The 19,846-nt window shown below is 43.1% G+C and carries 5 protein-coding genes; all 5 read right to left on the bottom strand.

Going from position 1 to position 19,846, the window contains the following annotated elements:
* Positions 1-62: 62 nt before the first annotated feature.
* Genes BTO10_RS07795 through BTO10_RS07775 form a run of 5 tightly spaced genes read right to left on the bottom strand, consistent with a single transcriptional unit; the run spans position 63 to position 19,829 of the window.
* Positions 63-782 carry a thioesterase II family protein gene (locus BTO10_RS07795; RefSeq protein WP_105024164.1) on the bottom strand — a complete coding sequence of 240 codons (720 nt, stop codon included), beginning with the start codon at positions 780-782 and terminating at the stop codon, positions 63-65.
* A complete protein-coding gene (locus BTO10_RS07790; RefSeq protein WP_004737537.1) occupies positions 775-1,902 on the bottom strand; it encodes a Gfo/Idh/MocA family oxidoreductase in 1,128 nt (375 codons plus the stop codon). The genes BTO10_RS07795 and BTO10_RS07790 overlap by 8 nt, the downstream gene beginning before the upstream one ends.
* On the bottom strand, positions 1,902-2,972 hold the full coding sequence (locus tag BTO10_RS07785) for an NAD-dependent epimerase/dehydratase family protein (RefSeq protein WP_105024163.1): 1,071 nt from the start codon (positions 2,970-2,972) through the stop codon (positions 1,902-1,904). Before BTO10_RS07785 ends, BTO10_RS07790 begins: the two co-directional genes overlap by 1 nt.
* Entirely contained in the window at positions 2,965-8,475 is a 5,511-nt protein-coding gene (locus tag BTO10_RS07780) for a non-ribosomal peptide synthetase (protein WP_105024162.1), read from the bottom strand. Before BTO10_RS07780 ends, BTO10_RS07785 begins: the two co-directional genes overlap by 8 nt.
* Positions 8,472-19,829 carry a non-ribosomal peptide synthetase gene (locus BTO10_RS07775; RefSeq protein ID WP_105024161.1) on the bottom strand — a complete coding sequence of 3,786 codons (11,358 nt, stop codon included), beginning with the start codon at positions 19,827-19,829 and terminating at the stop codon, positions 8,472-8,474. The genes BTO10_RS07780 and BTO10_RS07775 overlap by 4 nt, the downstream gene beginning before the upstream one ends.
* Between the last annotated feature and the right edge of the window lie 17 nt (positions 19,830-19,846).

Genomic DNA, 19,846 nt, shown 5'->3' with positions numbered 1-19,846 from the left:
TGCCTATATAAAGAAATAAAAAACAAAAGCGTAAATTTTCACCTTACGCCCCCAATAAAGAACTAAGACATTTTATTTTTAAGGTAGTCAAACAATGTAGGGCAGAGGTTATTAAGGTAAAAATGCCCACCAGAGAAACGCTGAAAATAAAACTCCCCCGTAGTTGCTAATGACCAATCTAGAATTTCACTTTCTGTTACTTCTGTATCTCCCTCACCCAGCAAAGCACTAAGAGGACAAGAAAGTGTTGGTAAAGAGTCTCGTTGATAGCTTTCTATTGCCTCAAAATCAGCACGAATAATGGGTAGCATTAACTTTCTAAGGGCTGGGTTATCAAACACAACCTCTGATGTTCCCCCCAACCCCATGATTTTGTTAACCAAAGCATCATCACTTTGCTTATGGTAGTTGGTCCCTCTACTTTTATGCGGTGGAATTCGTCCTGAAGCAAAGAAATGCGCCAATTTACGACCCTGCTGCTCCCAGCGTATTGCGGTTTCAAACGCTAAAGCGGCACCCATACTGTGCCCAAAAAAGGAGGTGGGGCGATGAGGCAAAAAAGATAAACTTTGCGCAACCTCATCAGCACACTGATGTAAGCAAGTCTTGAGTTTTTCTGATAGTCGATGACCACGACCTGAGAGTTGCACTGCATATACAGCGGTATGCTCATCAATATGGTCACGCCACGGCATGAAATATTCCGCATTCCCTCCAGCAAAGTGAAAACAGATTAGCTGCCTACGTGTGCCTGGTTTGATGAGTTTCAATTGCTTATGCATTTTCACTCTCCTGATGATATTCAACCAACCAACCTTCAATAGAAGGGCTCGTTAACATTGGCTCTTGCGCCGAAATGACTTCAGGATTCCCAATGCACCCCATTAAAGATCGCCATACTGATGCTTGTCCTAGTAAGAACTGTGCTGATGCAGGGGTTGGTGATTCAATATTACTTACCATGCTATGTAATGCTGTTCTGATTGCCTCTGGCCAGTGTTCGTCAATAATTTCTTCTAAGCTTGGCATTTCTTTGTATAGAAACTCGCAAGAAGCGGGCTGATAAAACTCTGGCGCTTGTTGTTTATCGAGCAACTCTCTCATCCCATTTTCCTCAGGGGTTCGAGGTATATGAAAAGCTCTATTCCATAGCACTGGGCCATGTGTGTTAACTAACACCAAATTGCCACTCGGTAACCCCACAGTAATGCGATGCATAATGTGGAAATGGTTATCAGGGTCGCCTGGATCCAACTGGTTCTGAATCTTCAAGATGAGCGGAATCCCAGCAAAAACACCGTGAATTACTTGATAAGGCGGTAATAGCTCCGACTTTAATTTTCTCACCTCAGACCAATCAACATTAGAATGGAACTCAAATGGCGTAACCCCTCCTAATGCCTGTCCCAACATATCGAGCAAGCCGCAAATCACTTGTACTCCACAGGTCGCTTCAATAAAGCAAGGCTGCTGAGTTTCACGCGCTTTCTTTAAGTACTCAACAAAGTGGCGAACAGCTGGCACATTAGGATAATGAGTATTAATTTGGTAATGACATCCGTTTTTCCTCGCTAACTTTAAGCATTCCACGACATCTTTTTCATAAACGGGATGCTCTTGCAGAACATGTATGCCTTTTTCTAATAACGCGCGGGCAAGTTGTGACCCAGCCCCCCCTACAATTGCAGAACGAACAACAACACATGCAATATCAATATCCTGAGGTAATTCTGACACCTCACGATATAAAGGCACACCATACTCCTTAGCTATTGTTAAGGATCGTTCACTTCCTCTTGCTAAAATTCCAGCAAGTTCAAACCCTGGGAATTGGCGTTTAAATGCGGAAAGGTATACCTGACCAAAAAGCGTTCCACATACAACAACACGATATGTTTTCATCACAAAGCTCCCTCTTCAAACGCCAATTCATAATTAGGCTCAATCGAGAGGTCCCAATGACTAAACATATTTTGTTCGTGCAAAAACGAGATTAAATGACCTGTTTCAACTATTTCAGAAAGCCAAAACACCCCATTATTTAAATGAGATGATGATTGCGTTAACAATTGGTGCACAGTAAAAGCGGCGACCATTCCCGTCATTCGATAGCCATCATTAAACTTACAACGAAGCGTTAAATTAACTGGCTGTTGAGCAATCCAACCTTGCACATCCATTACGCAATATTGCTGAGTACCATGCTTCTGAACCATGGATTGACTCAGACTAACTAACGCTGCAGTTTGCTCCTTAGCACTTTCATTTGCTGACATTAATAACTGTCGATCAGCGACTAAATTAAAGGCCGCGAAGTTAGATATTGAAAGTGTGTTAGCGACGCGTTGATGCTCAGCACTCAAATAAGGTAATGCGGTAAATTCTTTTCCCTCAGGTAGTGGTTGATAGCCCTCTCTTGTCCCCTCTCTCACCTTTATATCATCTCTAATTACCACCCCGCTTAAAGCATCATTACCCCCTAAGCTTGCAATAAAATCTATCGCAGACGTTGATGTAAATGCTTCAATACCCCCTACATAAAGCTCGATACTGTGCAGGTCTTGTAGCTTTTCTTTGGCAATAAAAGGAAGCAACGAGGTAAAACCGGGAACAAAACCCGCTCCAAAAACACAGCTAACTGGTAAGTCTCGACCCTGCAACTGTTGCTGAACGTGACCGAAAACATCCTGCTCCCCCCCCACATCGACATATAAGGTATGAGTGTCTATTGCAACGCGAGCTATATTGTCTCGAATCGCCGACGCAGGCCCTGCTGCATTTATGATCAAATCATGATGATGGCAAACAGCTGCCACCTCCTTCTGATCATACAAATCAACAATCCTATAATGTGTTAAGTCAGGACGTGGCTGCCGTCCTATTCGCGTAACTTGATAACCAAGCGCACCAAGCGCTTGGTCAATATGTTGTCCCACTTCACCACAAGCTCCGAAGATGGCGACTCTATTCATGCTTTCCTCCTTGCGTAGCAACTGTGTTTAAGTGCTTAGCTAGAGGTAAAACTTGAGATGATTGCATACAGGTGAAGTGATCACCTTCAAGTGAAATAACATCAATGTCACCAACACTATATTGCTGCCAAAAGTCATGCATATCGGCTTTAAGCGTGGGCAGTAAATAAGTTTCATCTTGCTGACAAGCGAAAGTGAAATCACCACTATAAAAAGATGGTTCATAATGAGTCACAGCCTGCAAACTGTGATGGAACACTGGATAGAGCTGAGAAATATCTCCTACTTTTGCCGTTTGTTGATTTGATTGGATATCAAGTACTGTTTGGAAATAAGCGATACGCTGTGCTTCATTTGCTTTTGCGTAACTCGCATAATTTAGTGAGAGTTTATCAAAGCCGAGCTGTTTAGCTTTAGCCACTACATCTTCAATATTAATTTGATTAGGCTTAGTGGCTAATAAAGCCAAATAAGTTTGCTCAAGCTGAAGTAAATCAATACCGCTCCAAGGGTTTGGTACATTCAGTTCTTTAGCAAGAGCGACATCCGTCATCATAGGGTCATTTACTTTGTACGGAATTTGATAACTACTTGCGATCGTCAATGATGCGAACGGAGAGCCACATTCCATCGCTTGTCTTGCCAGCTCAAAAGCAATTAACCCCCCCATACAAAAACCAAAAAGATGGCATTTAGACAAGTCAAAATTATCTTCCAACAAGGCTTTGTATTGATCAGCTAATTCAACGATCAAATGTTCACTTGGAATGGTTAAATATTGCTGTCTATCTTGAACACTAATGCCATAAACTGGCGCTGTAAGGTGCTCTACGAGTGCTAAGCAAGGCATTACAGTGCCGCTACCATCATGAAGAATAATGATAGGTGCGCCGTCACCTTCTTTAATACGTTGCAAAGCCGTTGAACTATCTTCAATCGCACTGCAGTGCTGCTGAATTGGCGTTTGTTTTCGTAAGAAGATCGCAAGCTCTTTAATAGTGGGGGTTTGCAATACCTGGCGAAGTGTCCCTTCCCAGGGAACAAATTCTTCACCTAATTCTTGGCGAATCCTACTCACCCACTGCGTTATCAATAATGAGTCACCACCCGCACCAAAGAAATCATCATTTGGCCCCATATTAGGGTTACCAATCACATCCCGACATGACGATAGTAATAACGTCTCAAGTTGATCAAGGTCTTCTGATACCTCGTTTTGTAGAGTCTCTTGATGGCCTATAATTTCAGGTAACGCCTTTCTATCTATTTTACCGTTATTTGTAAGCGGAAAACGGTCTAAGACAGCCAATTGTGCAGGTACCATATAACTAGGTAACTCTTTACTAAGCTGTTCTAAGATTTCAGTCTTATCACATTCATGCTTCTGACCATTGAATTGAGCCAGCATAAAACTTTGACCTAATTGATATAAGGCTTCTTGATTATTAGGGAACGCAAATAACTGCTCAGCCCCTACATCCGACATTGCGTTTAACCAACGTTCCTGAGGCATAAATGGAGAATTTAATGCTAAACGCTCATCATTATGAGCGGTCAAGCCATGTTTGAACTCCATTGAAGTCATAAGTTGGTAATTATCTCTTGTCGCCTCAATTACAAGTAACCAAGCCCCTGGCTTCATTAACTCACGTAAGTGATTTAACCCTTCACGCGCAACAACTGCGTTATGTAACACATTAGAAGAAACAACCAGATCATACTGACCGCAATCAAAACCTTGCTCTAACGCAGGTTGATTGAAATCGTATAAGCGATAATCAACAAAATCATAACCTTGGTAACGAAGCTTAGCTTCATTGAGGAAAAATGATGAAACATCAGTAAAGGTATACTCGACATTATGTGCTGCTAGAGCCGGAATAAGCTCGTTACTTGTACCACCAACACCTGCACCAATCTCTAGGATACGAATTGGCTGAGCACGTTCAGCTAAATGCTTTACTTTACTTAACGCCGCTGTGATCAACATTTTATTCATCATTTTGCTGATCAAGTTATTTTGGTAAGTTGATGTCGCGACATCTAACTTGCCATCAGGAAACAACAAATCGAGAGGATCGGCCTTATCTCGCAGTAACTCAGGCAAACATTGACTACTTCGCTCAAGGTAGTTAACTAAGCCTTTATCACCATCCAAACACTCCAGTGCTTCGTAACATCCTTTCCAACATAACGAGATATCATCTTCGCTCACTTGCTGTAGTAAAGCGTATGTTTCTCCATCATGTCGTGCTAGTTGATTTTCAATAAGCGCTTTTAGCCATCGACTTAATAATTGTTTATGACGAGGCGCATAATTACCATCAGCAATCATGTCATCGATGTTTTTCTGTTGACCTTCACCTAGTCCTCCACTTGATTGCAATGCTTGAACCATATGGAGCAAAGCGACTCTATCTAAATAATAAACAAAGTCTGTTACCGACTTCTCTGGCACTGTTTGCCTAATAGCTTCTGCCGTCAAAGTTAACTCGGTTTCCGTCTCTGCAAATTGATGCGAGAACAAAGTACTTTTTGCATCATTTTGGTAAATAGCCGGCTCAATGTAAGCTTGAAGGTGATAATTATGCTTATCTCCTCGCGCTAAGACGACAGCTTGAGATACTGATGATTGACGCTCAAGCGCTGATTCTATTTCACCAAGCTCAACTCGATATCCTCGTACTTTTACTTGGTTGTCATCACGACCAACAAACACGATCACACCATCATCTCGGTAATAACCTCGGTCACCCGTTCGATACCAAGATGTTCCAGTATTTGCATCTTGGAAGAAATGGGCAGCCGTTTTCTCTTCATCTTGCCAGTACCCGAGCGCTACCCCGCTACCGCCAATACACAGTTCACCAGCAACCCAGTCAGGGCAGGCCATACCTTTGTCATCCAGTACAGCAAACATCTGATTTGATAACGGAGTACCGTAAGGAATAGAAGTGTAATAATCAAAGGTAGGATCAATTGGGAAATATATAGACCAAATAGCGGCCTCTGTCGCGCCACCTAAGCTGTATAGTTGGGCGGCAGGTATCAAGGTAGCAATCGCTTTGGGTAATGCGACCGGAATCCAATCACCAGACAGCATTACGCATTTAATACTATCCAGCGTAGGTAGTGATTCGTCGGCTAAATATCGCGTTAACATTGTTATCTGCGCAGGTACAGAGTTCCAAACACTGACGTTATGTTCTCGAATTTGACGAGTCCATTCTGCTGGATTTTGAATATCTTTCTCGCAAGGTAACACCAATGTAGCACCACAAGCCAAAGTACCAAAGATGTCATAAACAGAGAGATCAAAACTTAATTTAGCCAAGCCAAACACCACATCGTTTTCTGTAATGTCAAAGCGACGATTGATATCGACCACAGTATTCACAGCCGCTTGATGACTTACCATGACACCTTTGGGGCTTCCTGTACTACCAGAGGTATAAATAATGTAAGCCAGTCGTTCAGATGACTGAGTTATCTCTGTACTGCCAATGTTATGAACACCACCTTGTAGCGCTTGCGCATCACAAATATTGACGGCCTCAAACCCATCGTCTGCTAGCTGTTGGGCAAGTTCATTTGAGCGCGTCAACACCAACTCTACATCGGCATCAAACAGAATTTGCTTCATACGAGAAACCGGCTGACTAACGTCAAGCGGTAAATACACCCCATCAGCTAATAACGTTGCTAATGTTGAAACAACTTGTTCAACACTTTTATCAATCGCAATCGCAATACGAGCTCCCTTTGGTAACTTGCTCGCCAGTGACTTTGAACGAACGATCAGCTCATCGTATGTCAGTGTTTGTTCGGGCGTAACCAGTGCTGTCGCATCAGGCGTTAACACTGCTTGCTCTAACACCAGTTGATGCAACATAGATTCAGCAACAGGTTTAATCGTATTATTTACCTGTTCGCGAACCTGTTGTTGTTTATTCGGTAAAGCAAGGCGAGTAGCTTGATCCCACTGCTGAAGTCCACCAGCAATGACTTGTTCAATCGCACCTTCAAAACATGTAAACATTGACTCGATCATTGAGTCAGGGAATATGCCGTCAAGTACATCCCAATTGATGTACAAACAGCGGTCTCGATTCATAAGTTGGCAATCAATCCAAACTTGAGGCGTTTGACTAATACCATATGCAACCTCCATCCCCATCTCGTACTGAGATTTGGTCTCTGAAACTTGCTCTCTATTACTACCGACTAATGCACTCGTGAAGACTATTGGCATGCGAGCATAATCAGCACCACGTTGTCGGGCTATTTCACGCATAACCTCAACGCCACTAAACGCTTTATACTCTAAGTCTTGCCACAATTGATTCTGCTGCTCTTTCACTTGTGCTAACAAGGTTCGTGACTCCGTAAGATTCACTTCCAGCAAGTTGACACTCGTGAAATCCCCCACCATGTTGAGTAAATCTGGATGGATCGGTTCACGATTCATTACCGTCATGTTCAAGCAAAAATGTTTTGATTTAGACCACTTAGCTAACACTTCACTAAAGAGCGTCAGTAATAGCGATGAAGGACTAACCCCTTGATGATTACATTGACTTTCGAGTTCAGCCCATTGCTCTGGCGCTAATTGCATTTCATGGCGAGTGAAATGCGGTGTTTCTTTCTTAGCTTCCGACGTCAAACCATCATTAATATCAGCGAGGAGTGATAACTCTGGTGCCATTGGCAAATGAGGCACTCGGTCTTGCCAGTATTGTCTCGCTTGCGCATATTTGTCTGTCAGCTTCTGTCGCTTTTCAAACTCCATGACATCTTTGAACGATAAGCTAATAGGCGCTAGCACCAATTCAGACTCATGATAAAAATGAATCAACTCAGACAAAATCACCTGAATACTCATAAAGTCTGCAATCAATAGGTCAATACTAAAATGCAGGTATGATTTACCTTCCGACTCGCTTACTTTTAAGTCAAACAGAGGCCATGCTTCAGTGTCATAAACGCGATGGGACATGTTTGCCCGATACGTTAACCTCGTATCAGTTTGCAAATCACATTCAATCTTATACTCAGGTACTTGTGATAGTATTTGCTGAGTACCATTAGAAAAGACTATAGCTCGCAACATCTCATGGCGTTCAATGAGCTTATTCCAAGCTTGGTTTAGCTTCTCAACATCAAGATGTGCAAATTCGAGCTCAAAGTAACCGTGGCAGCCTGTGCCACCGAACTCAAACACATTTTGCCGTCCAATAAGATAAGCGGCCTGTACATCATTTACCGGAAAAATCTCATATTTATCTTTCGTACTAGGACAAAGAACAGCGCCCAATTCACGCTCTTTTAGTATTGTTATTAATTCACTTTTTACTGCTTTCAGCTGCTCAACAACCTCTTTGGTCATTACGCCTTGAGGAGCTCTGAACTTCAAGGCGTCAGCTTCAAGCCAAAACTCGGCTTTCTTAGCTTCTAACTGTTGCAGTAACGCTAATGGTGACATTAATGTTGTTCCTTTTTTCATAAGGTTCCTTCCTCAAAATCAACCTCGTTGCTCTCTTTTTCTGAGGTTTCAAGAGCAAGTGCAATACGTGAAATCGTTTGTAAATTAAACACAGCGTGAAGTGGCAAAGTAATACCGTGCTGTTGTTGGAGTGTGCTAGCTAGCTGAATCGCAACAAATGAATCTCCGCCTAAGGCAAAGAAGTTATCGCTCGCGCTAATTGGCGTATTAATACCAAGAACTTGTTGCATTGCTTGAGTCAGAACAATCTCTTCATCTGTACTTGGTGCAACAAACTCACTCTCATTAGAAATTGAAAGTTCCAAGGTTTTTAATACATTTCGATCGACTTTACCGTTAGCTGTGAGTGGCCATTCTTGAAGTACGGCGTAGCCATCAGGCATAGAGTAACTTGGTAAATAATTTAATAATTGCGGCTGAATAATCGAAAGTTCGACGGCCATATTCGACAACAAATAAGCATGAATCTTAGGACGAGAATCATGATGCTCAATCAATACAATCGCATCTTTCACTCCAGCGCATGACTTAAGTGCTTTCACTATTTCACCGAGTTCAATACGCAGCCCTGCCACTTTAACCTGGTGGTCACGACGCCCAAGGAACTCTATAGTTCCATCAGGCCAGTAGCGCCCTATATCACCGGTTCGATACCAACGTTGTGATTGATGTTCACAGAACTGCTGCTGAGTTAATTCCTTATTACCAATGTAACCTTGGGCGACACCATCTCCCCCAATCCATAGTTCACCGGCAACCCAATCAGGGCAGTCATCACCAATATCACTTGCAACTCTAAAACATTGATTTGGTAAAGGCTTACCATAAGGAATTGAACGCCATTGCTTTTCAACTTGCTGAACAACACAATAGTTCGACCAAATTGCAGCTTCAGTCGCACCTCCCATCGCCACAAATTTGGCAAGACAACTGTTACGACGTAAGCGTTCAGGTAATTCCAGATTGATCCAATCACCTGACAACATAACGCAGCGCAATGAGGTCAATAGCTGACATTCAGCCTGTGACTCATTCCCCATCAAAAGCATTTCTAACAATGCTGGTACGGTATTCCACAAGGTAATTTGATGCTGCTGAACCAACTCTAACCAAACGCCAACGTCTCTGGTTTGCTCATCGTTGATAAGCACCAATTTCCCGCCAACAGACAGCAAGCCAAAAATGTCATATACCGATAAATCGAAATACAAGGCTGATAGCGCTAAGACACTGTCATCTGCAGTTACATTGTGCTGGCGATTGATCGCTTCAATGGTATTCATGGCCGCGCCATGAGTGATCGCAACCCCTTTCGGTGTTCCTGTACTGCCTGAGGTGAAGATCACATAAGCCAACTCATCAAGCGTGCTCTGAAGGGGCTCAACCAAAGCTTCTTCAGAAGCCAGCAAGCTTTCAACATTGATCCCTTGGCCACCATTCTCAAACAACTCGTTGCGGTCACAAATCACGAACTTGATGCATGCTTGCGCCAATACAGACTCAACTCGAGCTTTTGGCCAATCAGTTGCTAATGGTACATAAGCCGCTCCAATCCACTGAATTGCAAGGACAGAAGCAATCTGCTCGATAGAGCGCGGCAACATGACACCAACGCAATCACCTTTAGCAATTCCATGTTTTTGCAACTGGTACGCTGCCTGACTCACTTTTGTATGCAGATCTCGATACTTATAGCGCTGACCATTAGCGACAATCGCCGTCGCCTCAGGTGTTGCTTGCATTTTTTCATACACACTAATGTGCATTGCTCGCAGAGGCACCACGTCCTGAGTGCTGTTAACAAGAGTGCGAACTTCTCGCTGTGATGCAGGTAACGCTATTGGCGATGGCTGTGACCAATCACAGTCAGCAAGTTGCTCCAATAATTGGCAATATGAATTAAACATTGCATCAACTACACCGTCAGGGAACAACGCCTCGACAACATCCCAGTTAAAGTGTAATTCTCCATCTTGCTCAAATACTTGATGGTCAATCCAAACTTGAGGTGTTTGAGATACGCCCCATACAGATCGGGTAATGCCTAACTCAGAAGACTCATCAAGGCTAGTGTCCGCACCTAGTGCACTAGTGAACACCACTGGCATACTCAAATCAGTCACTTCTTTTAACTTGGCTAACTCGCGTATCACCCAAACAGCAGAAACATCGGCGTACTCCAAGTCTTGCCATAACTGCTGTTGCAAACGCTCAGCACTTTGCAACCAACTTTCACCTGCAATTTGATTTGTCTCGAGTAACAAGAGTGAGGTGAAATCCCCCATAATGTGCTGAATATTGTCATGGACAGGCTTGCGATCAAACAAAGTAACATTGATGCAATGCGATGAGGATTCGGACCATTTTGCCAATACTTGCGCATAACAGTTAAGCAACAAACAAGACGGCGTGATCGCACACTCTCGTGCTTTCTCTGTTAAACGGCTCCATAATTCTTTAGACAAGCAGGATTGGCGTCGAACGAAGCGTGGCTTCTCTAATTGATTTGGCTCCATGCTTAACGGCAGACGCGGAGCCTCCGGTAAACTAGGCAGTCTGCTTAACCAATAACTCTTCGCTAATGTTTGGGATTCATGCTCTTCTTGCAGATAAACTTGCTGTTGATAATCACGGAACGTAATCCCCAACTCTGGCAAGTCGGCTTCCAAATCACGATATAAAATTCCAAGCTCAGCAAAGAAAATCCGCATGCTAAGACCATCAAGAATGACATTGTCTAAGCCGATACATAGCCGTTTTTTCCCACATTCAGACTCAATGAGTGTAAGGTGGAAAAGCGGCCATACCTGAGGATTTAACACTCGATGAGATAGCACCTCACGTTGATGAGTAACAACTTCTTCCCACTGTTTTTCAGTACAAGAGACAATCTCCATCGGACAGTAAAGTGCTGACGGAATACAAACTTGTTGCCCTTGGTCATCAAACACAATACGAAGGGTGTCATGACGCTCAATTAAACGCATAAGCGCTTGCTCTAGACGCGTCACATCAAAGCCATCAGCTTCAAATTCAGAATAGAAATGTGTGCCAACACCGCCCATCACAAAGCCTTCGTTTCGCCCCATAATGTAGGCTTGTTGAACATCAGTCAGCACAAATGGTTGATAACGTTCATTCTCGTTATGCACTAACGTGATTTGTGATGAAATTTCACCTGCATCAAATTCTAAATGGCGAGCAAAGTCACTCAACACAGGAAGTGAAAAGACATCGGACAACTTCACACTATTAAAGCCAACCTCGCCCAATACCGCCGTAATTCTTGTTGCATGAAGACTATCGCCTCCTAACAGGAAGAAATTATCTGTACGTGATGGTGTTACACCAAGAACTTGCGCCCAAACCTCTGCAACATACTTTTCATTGTCGGTTACGCAATCTTGTTTATCTTCATGACTAGCCATTGCAATATTGGCAGCTGATAAGCGCAGTTGAGTACGGTCAATTTTGCCATTGTTTGTTAAAGGCATTGTTGAACAAACGACAATGTGTTGAGGCAACATATAATTGGGTAGCTGTAATGCTAACCAGTCAGCCAGTTGAGAGGTATCAGACACAGTAAGAGTTTCAGCCTGGCGCCCCGTCATCACTAATAAGTTCGCTTTATTTACTGCAGGCAAGACATTCATGCTTAGTGATGAAGTTTGCAAACTAGTTTGCCATTGTTGGGCATCAAGTAGAGGTGAAGACTCCCCTCGGCGACAATCATGATAAGGGCTTTGATCTACGCTTCTCATTAACGCTTCTGGCTGCATTAATGTCACCGTTAATAATGCAAGAGGGCTCAGCGCTTGCGTCTCTATCGCAACAAAATGACCACTTGGTGCGATAAGTGAAGACATTAGGTTAATCCCTTCATTCACATCATTAAAACGATGGAGTGCATTGTTACTGATCACCAAATCAGCTTGATGCCTTTCAACGTCGCTTAATGCACAAGCAAAAGCATGATCCCCATAGCCCACTAATCGGAATGTCGCTTGATCAAGAACCGACTTAGCTTGTTCAGCTACGCAGTAACTTACCTGGCTAGCGTCACATTGATTCAATATATGTGATGCTAAATGACCCGTTCTACCATTGAGTTCGACAACGTTTACAGCTCGACCCAATTGCTTAGAAAGTAAGACTATTGTTTCAACAATATATTGTTCCGTTGATGAAAAATCAGGGTGGATTAATGCTAACGCTTCAGGTGTCAACACCGGGTCATCAATAAGCGTAATTTCACTCACCTCGCCCTGCATCAAATCAACATACCAATCAACCTTATTTTCTAATGCCGATAAGATTGAAGCATGAGCAGGCATATGCGCTACCTTCTTTTGGTAGGCAACCATTGGACTAACGACGTCTTGCTCTTGACGCCAGTATCCCCGCTCAGCTGACCATTGCTTTGTTTCAACGAGAACATGCAACCAGCTTTCAAATACAGCTTGAAAACGAGGTGTAATATGCAAACTACATAGCCAATCATCCAGCGTCAGTGACGCACCCGGTTTAACGTTATTTGCTATCACCATCTTATCGAGCACCAAACGCATAACATGCGTTGCCATTGCTTGCTCAATAGCGGTGTGATCGACAGGCTTTGGTGGTGTGGGTTGCGATACCTTTGTATCAAGCAGCGTCATATCAGCTTCATACTCTGTTTGAAGAGCACTCACCTCACCTTGCTGTTTAGAAACAAAAAGTTGAATATGTTTCTGTGGTTTATCTAGCAATAGCGCTATCGCTTTTTGCACCCCAGAAAATTGCTCTGCCGCATGTTCAACGTCCCCAAGTTCAATCCTAAAGCCATTAAGTTTGACCTGGTTATCTCGTCGCCCAATAAACTCAACGATCCCGTTAGACCAAAAACGTCCCATATCACCAGTTCGGTAATACTGTTGCCCATCATGGAAAATGAATTGTGCTGCTGTTCTTTCAGGGTCAGCAAAGTACCCCTCTGCAACCCCCTGACCACCAATCCAGAGCTCACCAATCACCCAATCAGGACAATCTCGGCCCAAGGCATCCATCACTCGGTAACTTTGATTACTCAATGAATAACCGTATGGGATGCTTGTCCAATCCGTCTCTACGTAATTGACATCAAAAGCATTAGACCAAATCGCAGCTTCTGTTGCCCCTCCTAATGCCGTCAATTGAATTGATGGGTTCAAAGCATTTAATCTTGGTTGTAAATCCAAACCAACCCAGTCGCCTGACAACAGAACATTTGTCATCGAGCTTGGCAATTGACGAGTGTCATTTTCAGCTGCAATTAACAACATTTCGAACAGTGCAGGCACACTATTCCATATCGTAATTTGATATTCATGAATCAATGAAATCCACGCTTTTGCTTCTTTTCGTTCTGACTGTTGAGGAACAACAACGCAGCCCCCTACAGAAAGTGGTCCAAAAATATCAAAGACAGATAAATCAAAGTTCAGTGCCGATAAAGCAAATGTTCGACAGTCACTAACCAACTGATAACGCTGATTAATATCATCAATAGTATTGGCCGCAGCTTGATGGGTAGTAATAACGCCTTTAGGAATACCGGTAGAGCCAGAGGTATAAATAATATAAGCAACATCGTGTGGTGATACCGAAGCAATTTGTGTTGCTATGATGTGCTCTTGCCCACGTTCATCAATATCGAGTAATGACCAACCAGCCATTGCTTCTTGGTTGGTAATTGCCTCCACAGCATCCTGATTTATTACAACGATTTTAATTGCTGCTTGTTCAATAATTTGATTCAACCGAGCGACTGGTTGCTCAATATCGAGGGGGACATAACTAGCGCCCAATAAGTGTATTGCCAACACCGCGACAACTTGTGATGCTCCCTTTGGCAATAAAATCGCCACACGATCCCCAGACAGTACACCTTCTTGCTTGAGACGATAGGCAAGTTCACCAGCACTTTCTGACAACTGGCGATAAGACATCGACGCTTTATTTTCAATAACCGCAATGGCATCAGGTTGCGCCTCTGCCAATTCAAAGAATCGCTGATGGAGAGTGCGAGGGGCGTACGAAATCACGTCACTGCTGTTTCTCGAAGCACGATCTTTTCTTGCTTCTTCGGTTAAAAATGCGGGCACCGTTTGTTTCAGCATGTTAGGTCGCTGCGCTATTTCAGTGATTAGCCTTCCCATGCTAGCAAACATCTGATCGACCATATTGGCTGGGAATAGATCATCGACTGTATCCCAACTTATTATCAACTCCCCTTTTCTCTCCATTACCTGACAGTCAATCCAAACCTGAGGCGTCTGAGAGATGACATAATTCATCTCACCCAGACAACTATCGCCAAGGAAGTCATTACCTAGGTTACTAGTGAAAACTATCGGCATGGCAACTTGAGAGCCTCTCTGCTTGGAAAGCTCTCTTAACAAGCGAATTGCATCGAAATCACTATGGTCAAGATTCGCCATAAATTGGCGATTCAATGCACTTGCATTATCTAAGATATTGGATGCTTCTCCATCACGGCATGCTAATAGCATCAGCGTAGTAAAATCAGCAACAACACCCGACACATCCATGGCAGTATGACGTCGGTTGAAAATCGTAAGATTTAAACAAAAATCCTTATTATCACTCCAGCCTCTTAAGGTCTCCGCATAACAACTCGCCAACATCATTGAGGGAGTAATACGGTGTTGACGGCATGCTTGCTGTAATGCTCGCCATTTATCGGCAGCTAAACGCCATTCACGGTGAACGAACACAGGTTGTTTGATTTCTTCCGGTCGTTTTGCCAACGGTAATTGCGGCGCCGAAGGCAAGCTAGGCAGTTGTGCTAGCCAATATTGACGATCAGCCTCTACATGCGCTTGCTCACGTATTGCTGATAGATATTGAGGGAAATGCAGGGTTGGTTGCGCAAGTTGTTCACAATTATCATCGAGATAGAACTGAGCTAGATCATCAAGCAGAATTTGAATGCTTAATGCATCAGCAACAACCATATCAATATTGAAGTGAAGACGACTACCTCGCGGACTATGACTTAAATTAATTGCCAAGCCAGATTCATTTTCTAAATCCAGAATCTGCGCTTCTAAATTACGCCTCAGATCTGCCTGTTTACTTGTTGCCAATTCACAGTCAAGAGTTCTCCAATCATATTCATGGATTTGCGTTGGAGCATTCGCTGTAATATAGCCAAGACCATCGCTATTCATCCTCATTCGTAACATGCTATGACGGGCATATAGGCGATCAAGCGCTAAACGAAGTTTGTCACTATCGATCCATTCACTATCAAGCTCTAAGTAGACCTGGCATGCAACCCCACCAAGAGTTTGTGTGCTGTTCCTACCTTGCCAATACGCTTGTTGAACACTAGTCAACTCGAAAGGGTGAGTTAATACTGTTTCAGTATCTTGTTCTTTTTTAGCATCTAGATATTTTTCAGCAACTTGGTCACAACTTACTGATGATTGCCATAATGCAGACCACGCAGCTAAAGTTGGCGCTTCGTACATCCGAACAAGTTCAAACACAACATTGTGCTTTTTCGCTTCATCAACAAGATCCATCATCTGCAATGAATCCAAGCCTAAGTTAATCAAATCAGCGTCTAAGCCTATTTCTCCAGGCTCGATAAGTAGCACATCGCTCAGCCATTCAGTTAAGAATGCTTGATGATCAATGATCGATTTCGCGGGTAAAGTAGCTTCCTCTATATTACTTTTGCTACCTGTATTTTGCTGTTCAACCCAGTATTTCTCTCGTTTAAATGGGTATAGCGGTAAAGCCAATAAAATTTCGGTTGGATAAGTCACTTTCTCACTAAAGTGCGACCAGTCATAATCAGCACCATTGCACCATTGTTCAAGTTCGGCTGGTAATGCCGACGGAACGAAAGATTGACCTACGGCAATTTGTTTTAATTTACATAGTAAGTCTTCGATATCTGCAAATGGAACACATCGCCGGATTGGTAAGTGATGCTCGCGTTTATCTCTCCAAGCATGGAATAGCTCAACAGCATTGTGACGGTGTGATTCTATTGTTTGAATCCAAGCTTTAGCCAATTGGCTAAGACTATCAATATGACTTGCTGTTAAGGGAAGGAACCCTATCTGTGGTAGTACATACTCAGATTTGTCCGTCACATCTTGATGATTACGAATAATAATGTGACCCAAAGTCCCAGTAAAACTAAAGGAACTAACCCCCATGCGTCTTAACGGTATTGGACGAACGTCGTTCTCAAAAATATAACGTTCAATCCAAGGCCGTAGCTCAGGATTAAACGACTTAAACGTTGGGTGAGGGAAAACAGTTTGTGCACGCATTTGAGCAATCGCCCTAATCACCCCCGCAACACCAGCAGCAGATTCTAGGTGACCAAACTGCGCTTTGCCTGCAGTCAAATGCAGCGGTTGAATACGACTCTGATAAACACCATCAATAGCACTTAATTCGATAGGGTCGCCAAGCGGTGTGCCGGTGCCATGCATTTCAATTGCATCAATATCATTTTCTGTTCTTCCACTGCGCGCTAGTACTTCTTTCAACAGTGTTTGCTGTGCAAGTGGGTTAGGTGCCGTCAAGCTACTACTCTCACCGTCTTGTGCCACACCTGTAGCCTCAATAACCGCTAAAATAGGGTCACCATCTCTTATCGCTGCATCATAATCTTTTAGCAGTAGTAACCCTAAACCCTCAGCACGAGCATAACCATCAGCATCAGCACTAAAAGTAGCGCATCGCCCGTTCGGAGAAAGCATCCCTGCTTTTTGTAAAGCACTCTCTATTTGAGACGAGAGAAGAAGGTTTACACCACCAGCAATTGCAGATTCACAACGCTTTGATTGAATATTTTGGACAGCCATATCAATGGCAACGATAGATGATGAACAAGCGGTATCTATAGTAATAGCTGGGCCACTTGTACCGTAATATTTAGCAAGTCGACCCGAACTACCACTACGACTCGTGCCAGTAATTAAATAACTTTTTAAAAACTCAGGAGCGTTTTGATTAGCCAACAGATCACTATAATCTTGGCTTCCCTGGCCGACAAAAATACCTAATGGCAACCCTTTTAATTTCGAAGGTAACCAACCCGCTTGTTCAAAAAGATGCCAACTTGACTCCATCAACCAGCGCTGTTGTGGATCGAGCAAGCAGGCTTCTCGAGAAGACATAGCAAAGAAATTAGCATCAAACTTGTCTATGTTATCAACCGCACCTATAGGTAAAGAAAATGTGCGTAACTCATCACTCACACTCGCTAGTGCTGATTCGCCTTTAATTAGCCAATCTGCGTACTCAACCCAACTTGCGTTTTGTTGCTTTGGTAAACGACTGCTAATTGCAATAATCGCAATATCAGTTGACCGAGATGAAAACGCCTCCACCAACTCTTTTGGGGACTGCTGCCTGTGTTGCTGTTGAACAAACTGACTAAAAGCGGATAGATTTGGATAAGCAAATAACTGTACAGGTGAAATCGAGATACCAAGCTGACTCGAAATTTGTGCGCACCACTGTGTCGCAAGCAAACTTGTCAGTCCGACATCAGTGAAACCTTGCTTATCACCCAATAGCTCAATACCGACAATAGCTTCAAGGGAATTTCGCAAATATTCAGAAATGTCAGTAATGAAAGCGGGAGTGGCTGGTAGCGACGATATGTATAGTGGCTTTAATTTTTGTGCTTGGAGCTCTGATAGCATCAAGCTTCGACGGATCTTACCGCTAGAAGTTTTTTGTAAGCAACCTCTTGCGATGAGGGTAACTTGACTCACTGACAAATTATGATTTTTAGCGATAAGCGACTTAATTGTTTTTGAAATTTTTATTAGTTGTCTTTGTTCTGTATGGCGATGCACTTCGCATAACCCATGAATTTCACCTGACTCAATATCTTGAACAAAGCAAGCCCCCCCAACCTCGATGTCACCACACACGCTCTCAATCGTAGATTCTAGGTCGTTAGGCATATGGTTTTCACCAGAAACAATAATGACATCTTTGAAGCGGCCGCAAATATACAATTCACCACCCCACTTAAATGCCAGATCTCCGGTGCGCAGATACTCCCCATCGTCACAACTTGAATTTATCGATGCATTAAACGTTTGTTGAGTGAGCGAAGCTTTATTCCAGTAGCCTTTCGCCACGCTATTACCGCGAACCCAAACTTCACCAACCTGTCCCAACTCACAAGCAGCACCGGTATGAGGGTCAACAATCTCAACTTGCCAAGAATTAAACTGGCTACCGCTACTCACTAACTCCCGCCCCGACATAGATTCAACAGCATGTCCTTCAGCAAGGCAGCCAACATCAAAAGTCTTCATTACTGCAGAGGTATTCGCAGGTTTATGGCTCACAATAAGCGTGGCTTCTGCCATTCCATATGCAGGTAAGAATCTAGATGACTGGAAACCTGACGATTCGAACTTTTGAGAAAAGCTCCTTATCGTTGAAGCTCGAATTGGCTCAGCAGCATTCATCACGACCTTCAAAGATGAGAGGTCCAACTCACTGGCTTGAAGATCTGAAATAGAATCAACACACAGTTGGTAGGCAAAATCAGGCGCAGCGGTAATTGTGGCTTGGTACTGCTCTATCATGTTTAACCATTTTGCTGGTTCTACAGAAAATTGACTTGGCCGGATAAAACTGCACGTACCACCAGACAATAAAGGGAACATAAGACCGTAGAACAAGCCTAGATCATGATAAAAAGGTAACCAATTTGCGGTGTGGATATGCTGTAGACTTGGTTCTACTTGAAGCATAATGTCGAATTGATGATAAATATTTTTATCATAGTTACAAACCGCTTTTGGGCTTCCCGTTGAGCCCGATGAATATTGCAACATAACAGGGCCTGTGGGTGGGCACAGGTCATTCCAACAAAGTGGTTGTTTCTCTCCGAATAACTCATCCAGATATACAACTTCTCGGTTTATATCCCAACCAAATTTTTCAATTTCTCCTTTGGTCGCTGACAAAGCAACAATGAGGTTTGGTTCACAGTCATCCAGGATATGCTCAATATTAGATTTAACTCGCTGTAACCGTTTAACACCAGGCAAATTGACAGGTACCGCAGTAACCCCCACCATCAGACAGGCTAGGTACGAAAAAATAAAACTTGAGTCCCCTGGTAATAATAATAATGCTCTTTCCCCGGAAAAACATTTTATATTTCGAGCAACTTTACTCACTTCATAAAATAGTTCTTGATAACTATAGCTCTGATGTTCTTCACCAGTGCAATCATTCAGTGCTATTTCTAATGCATTATTTTCAAAATTATGCATTAACCTTTGCTGCACCCAGCCAGCTACAATTTCTTGCATTACTTTTTCCTACACGA

The organism is Vibrio chagasii (assembly GCF_002954585.1).
GTDB lineage: Bacteria > Pseudomonadota > Gammaproteobacteria > Enterobacterales > Vibrionaceae > Vibrio > Vibrio chagasii_A.
Note: the sequence above shows the minus strand (reverse complement) of the source record. Positions and strands in the feature narration are given on the sequence as shown.

Bases quoted from the DNA above. Each gene is read 5' to 3' on its own strand.
- BTO10_RS07785 (WP_105024163.1), bottom strand. From the start codon at position 2,972: ATGAATAGAGTCGCCATCTTCGGAGCTTGTGGTGAAGTGGGACAACAT.
- BTO10_RS07790 (WP_004737537.1), bottom strand. From the start codon at position 1,902: ATGAAAACATATCGTGTTGTTGTATGTGGAACGCTTTTTGGTCAGGTA.
- BTO10_RS07795 (WP_105024164.1), bottom strand. From the start codon at position 782: ATGCATAAGCAATTGAAACTCATCAAACCAGGCACACGTAGGCAGCTA.
- BTO10_RS07780 (WP_105024162.1), bottom strand. From the start codon at position 8,475: ATGAAAAAAGGAACAACATTAATGTCACCATTAGCGTTACTGCAACAG.
- BTO10_RS07775 (WP_105024161.1), bottom strand. From the start codon at position 19,829: ATGCAAGAAATTGTAGCTGGCTGGGTGCAGCAAAGGTTAATGCATAAT.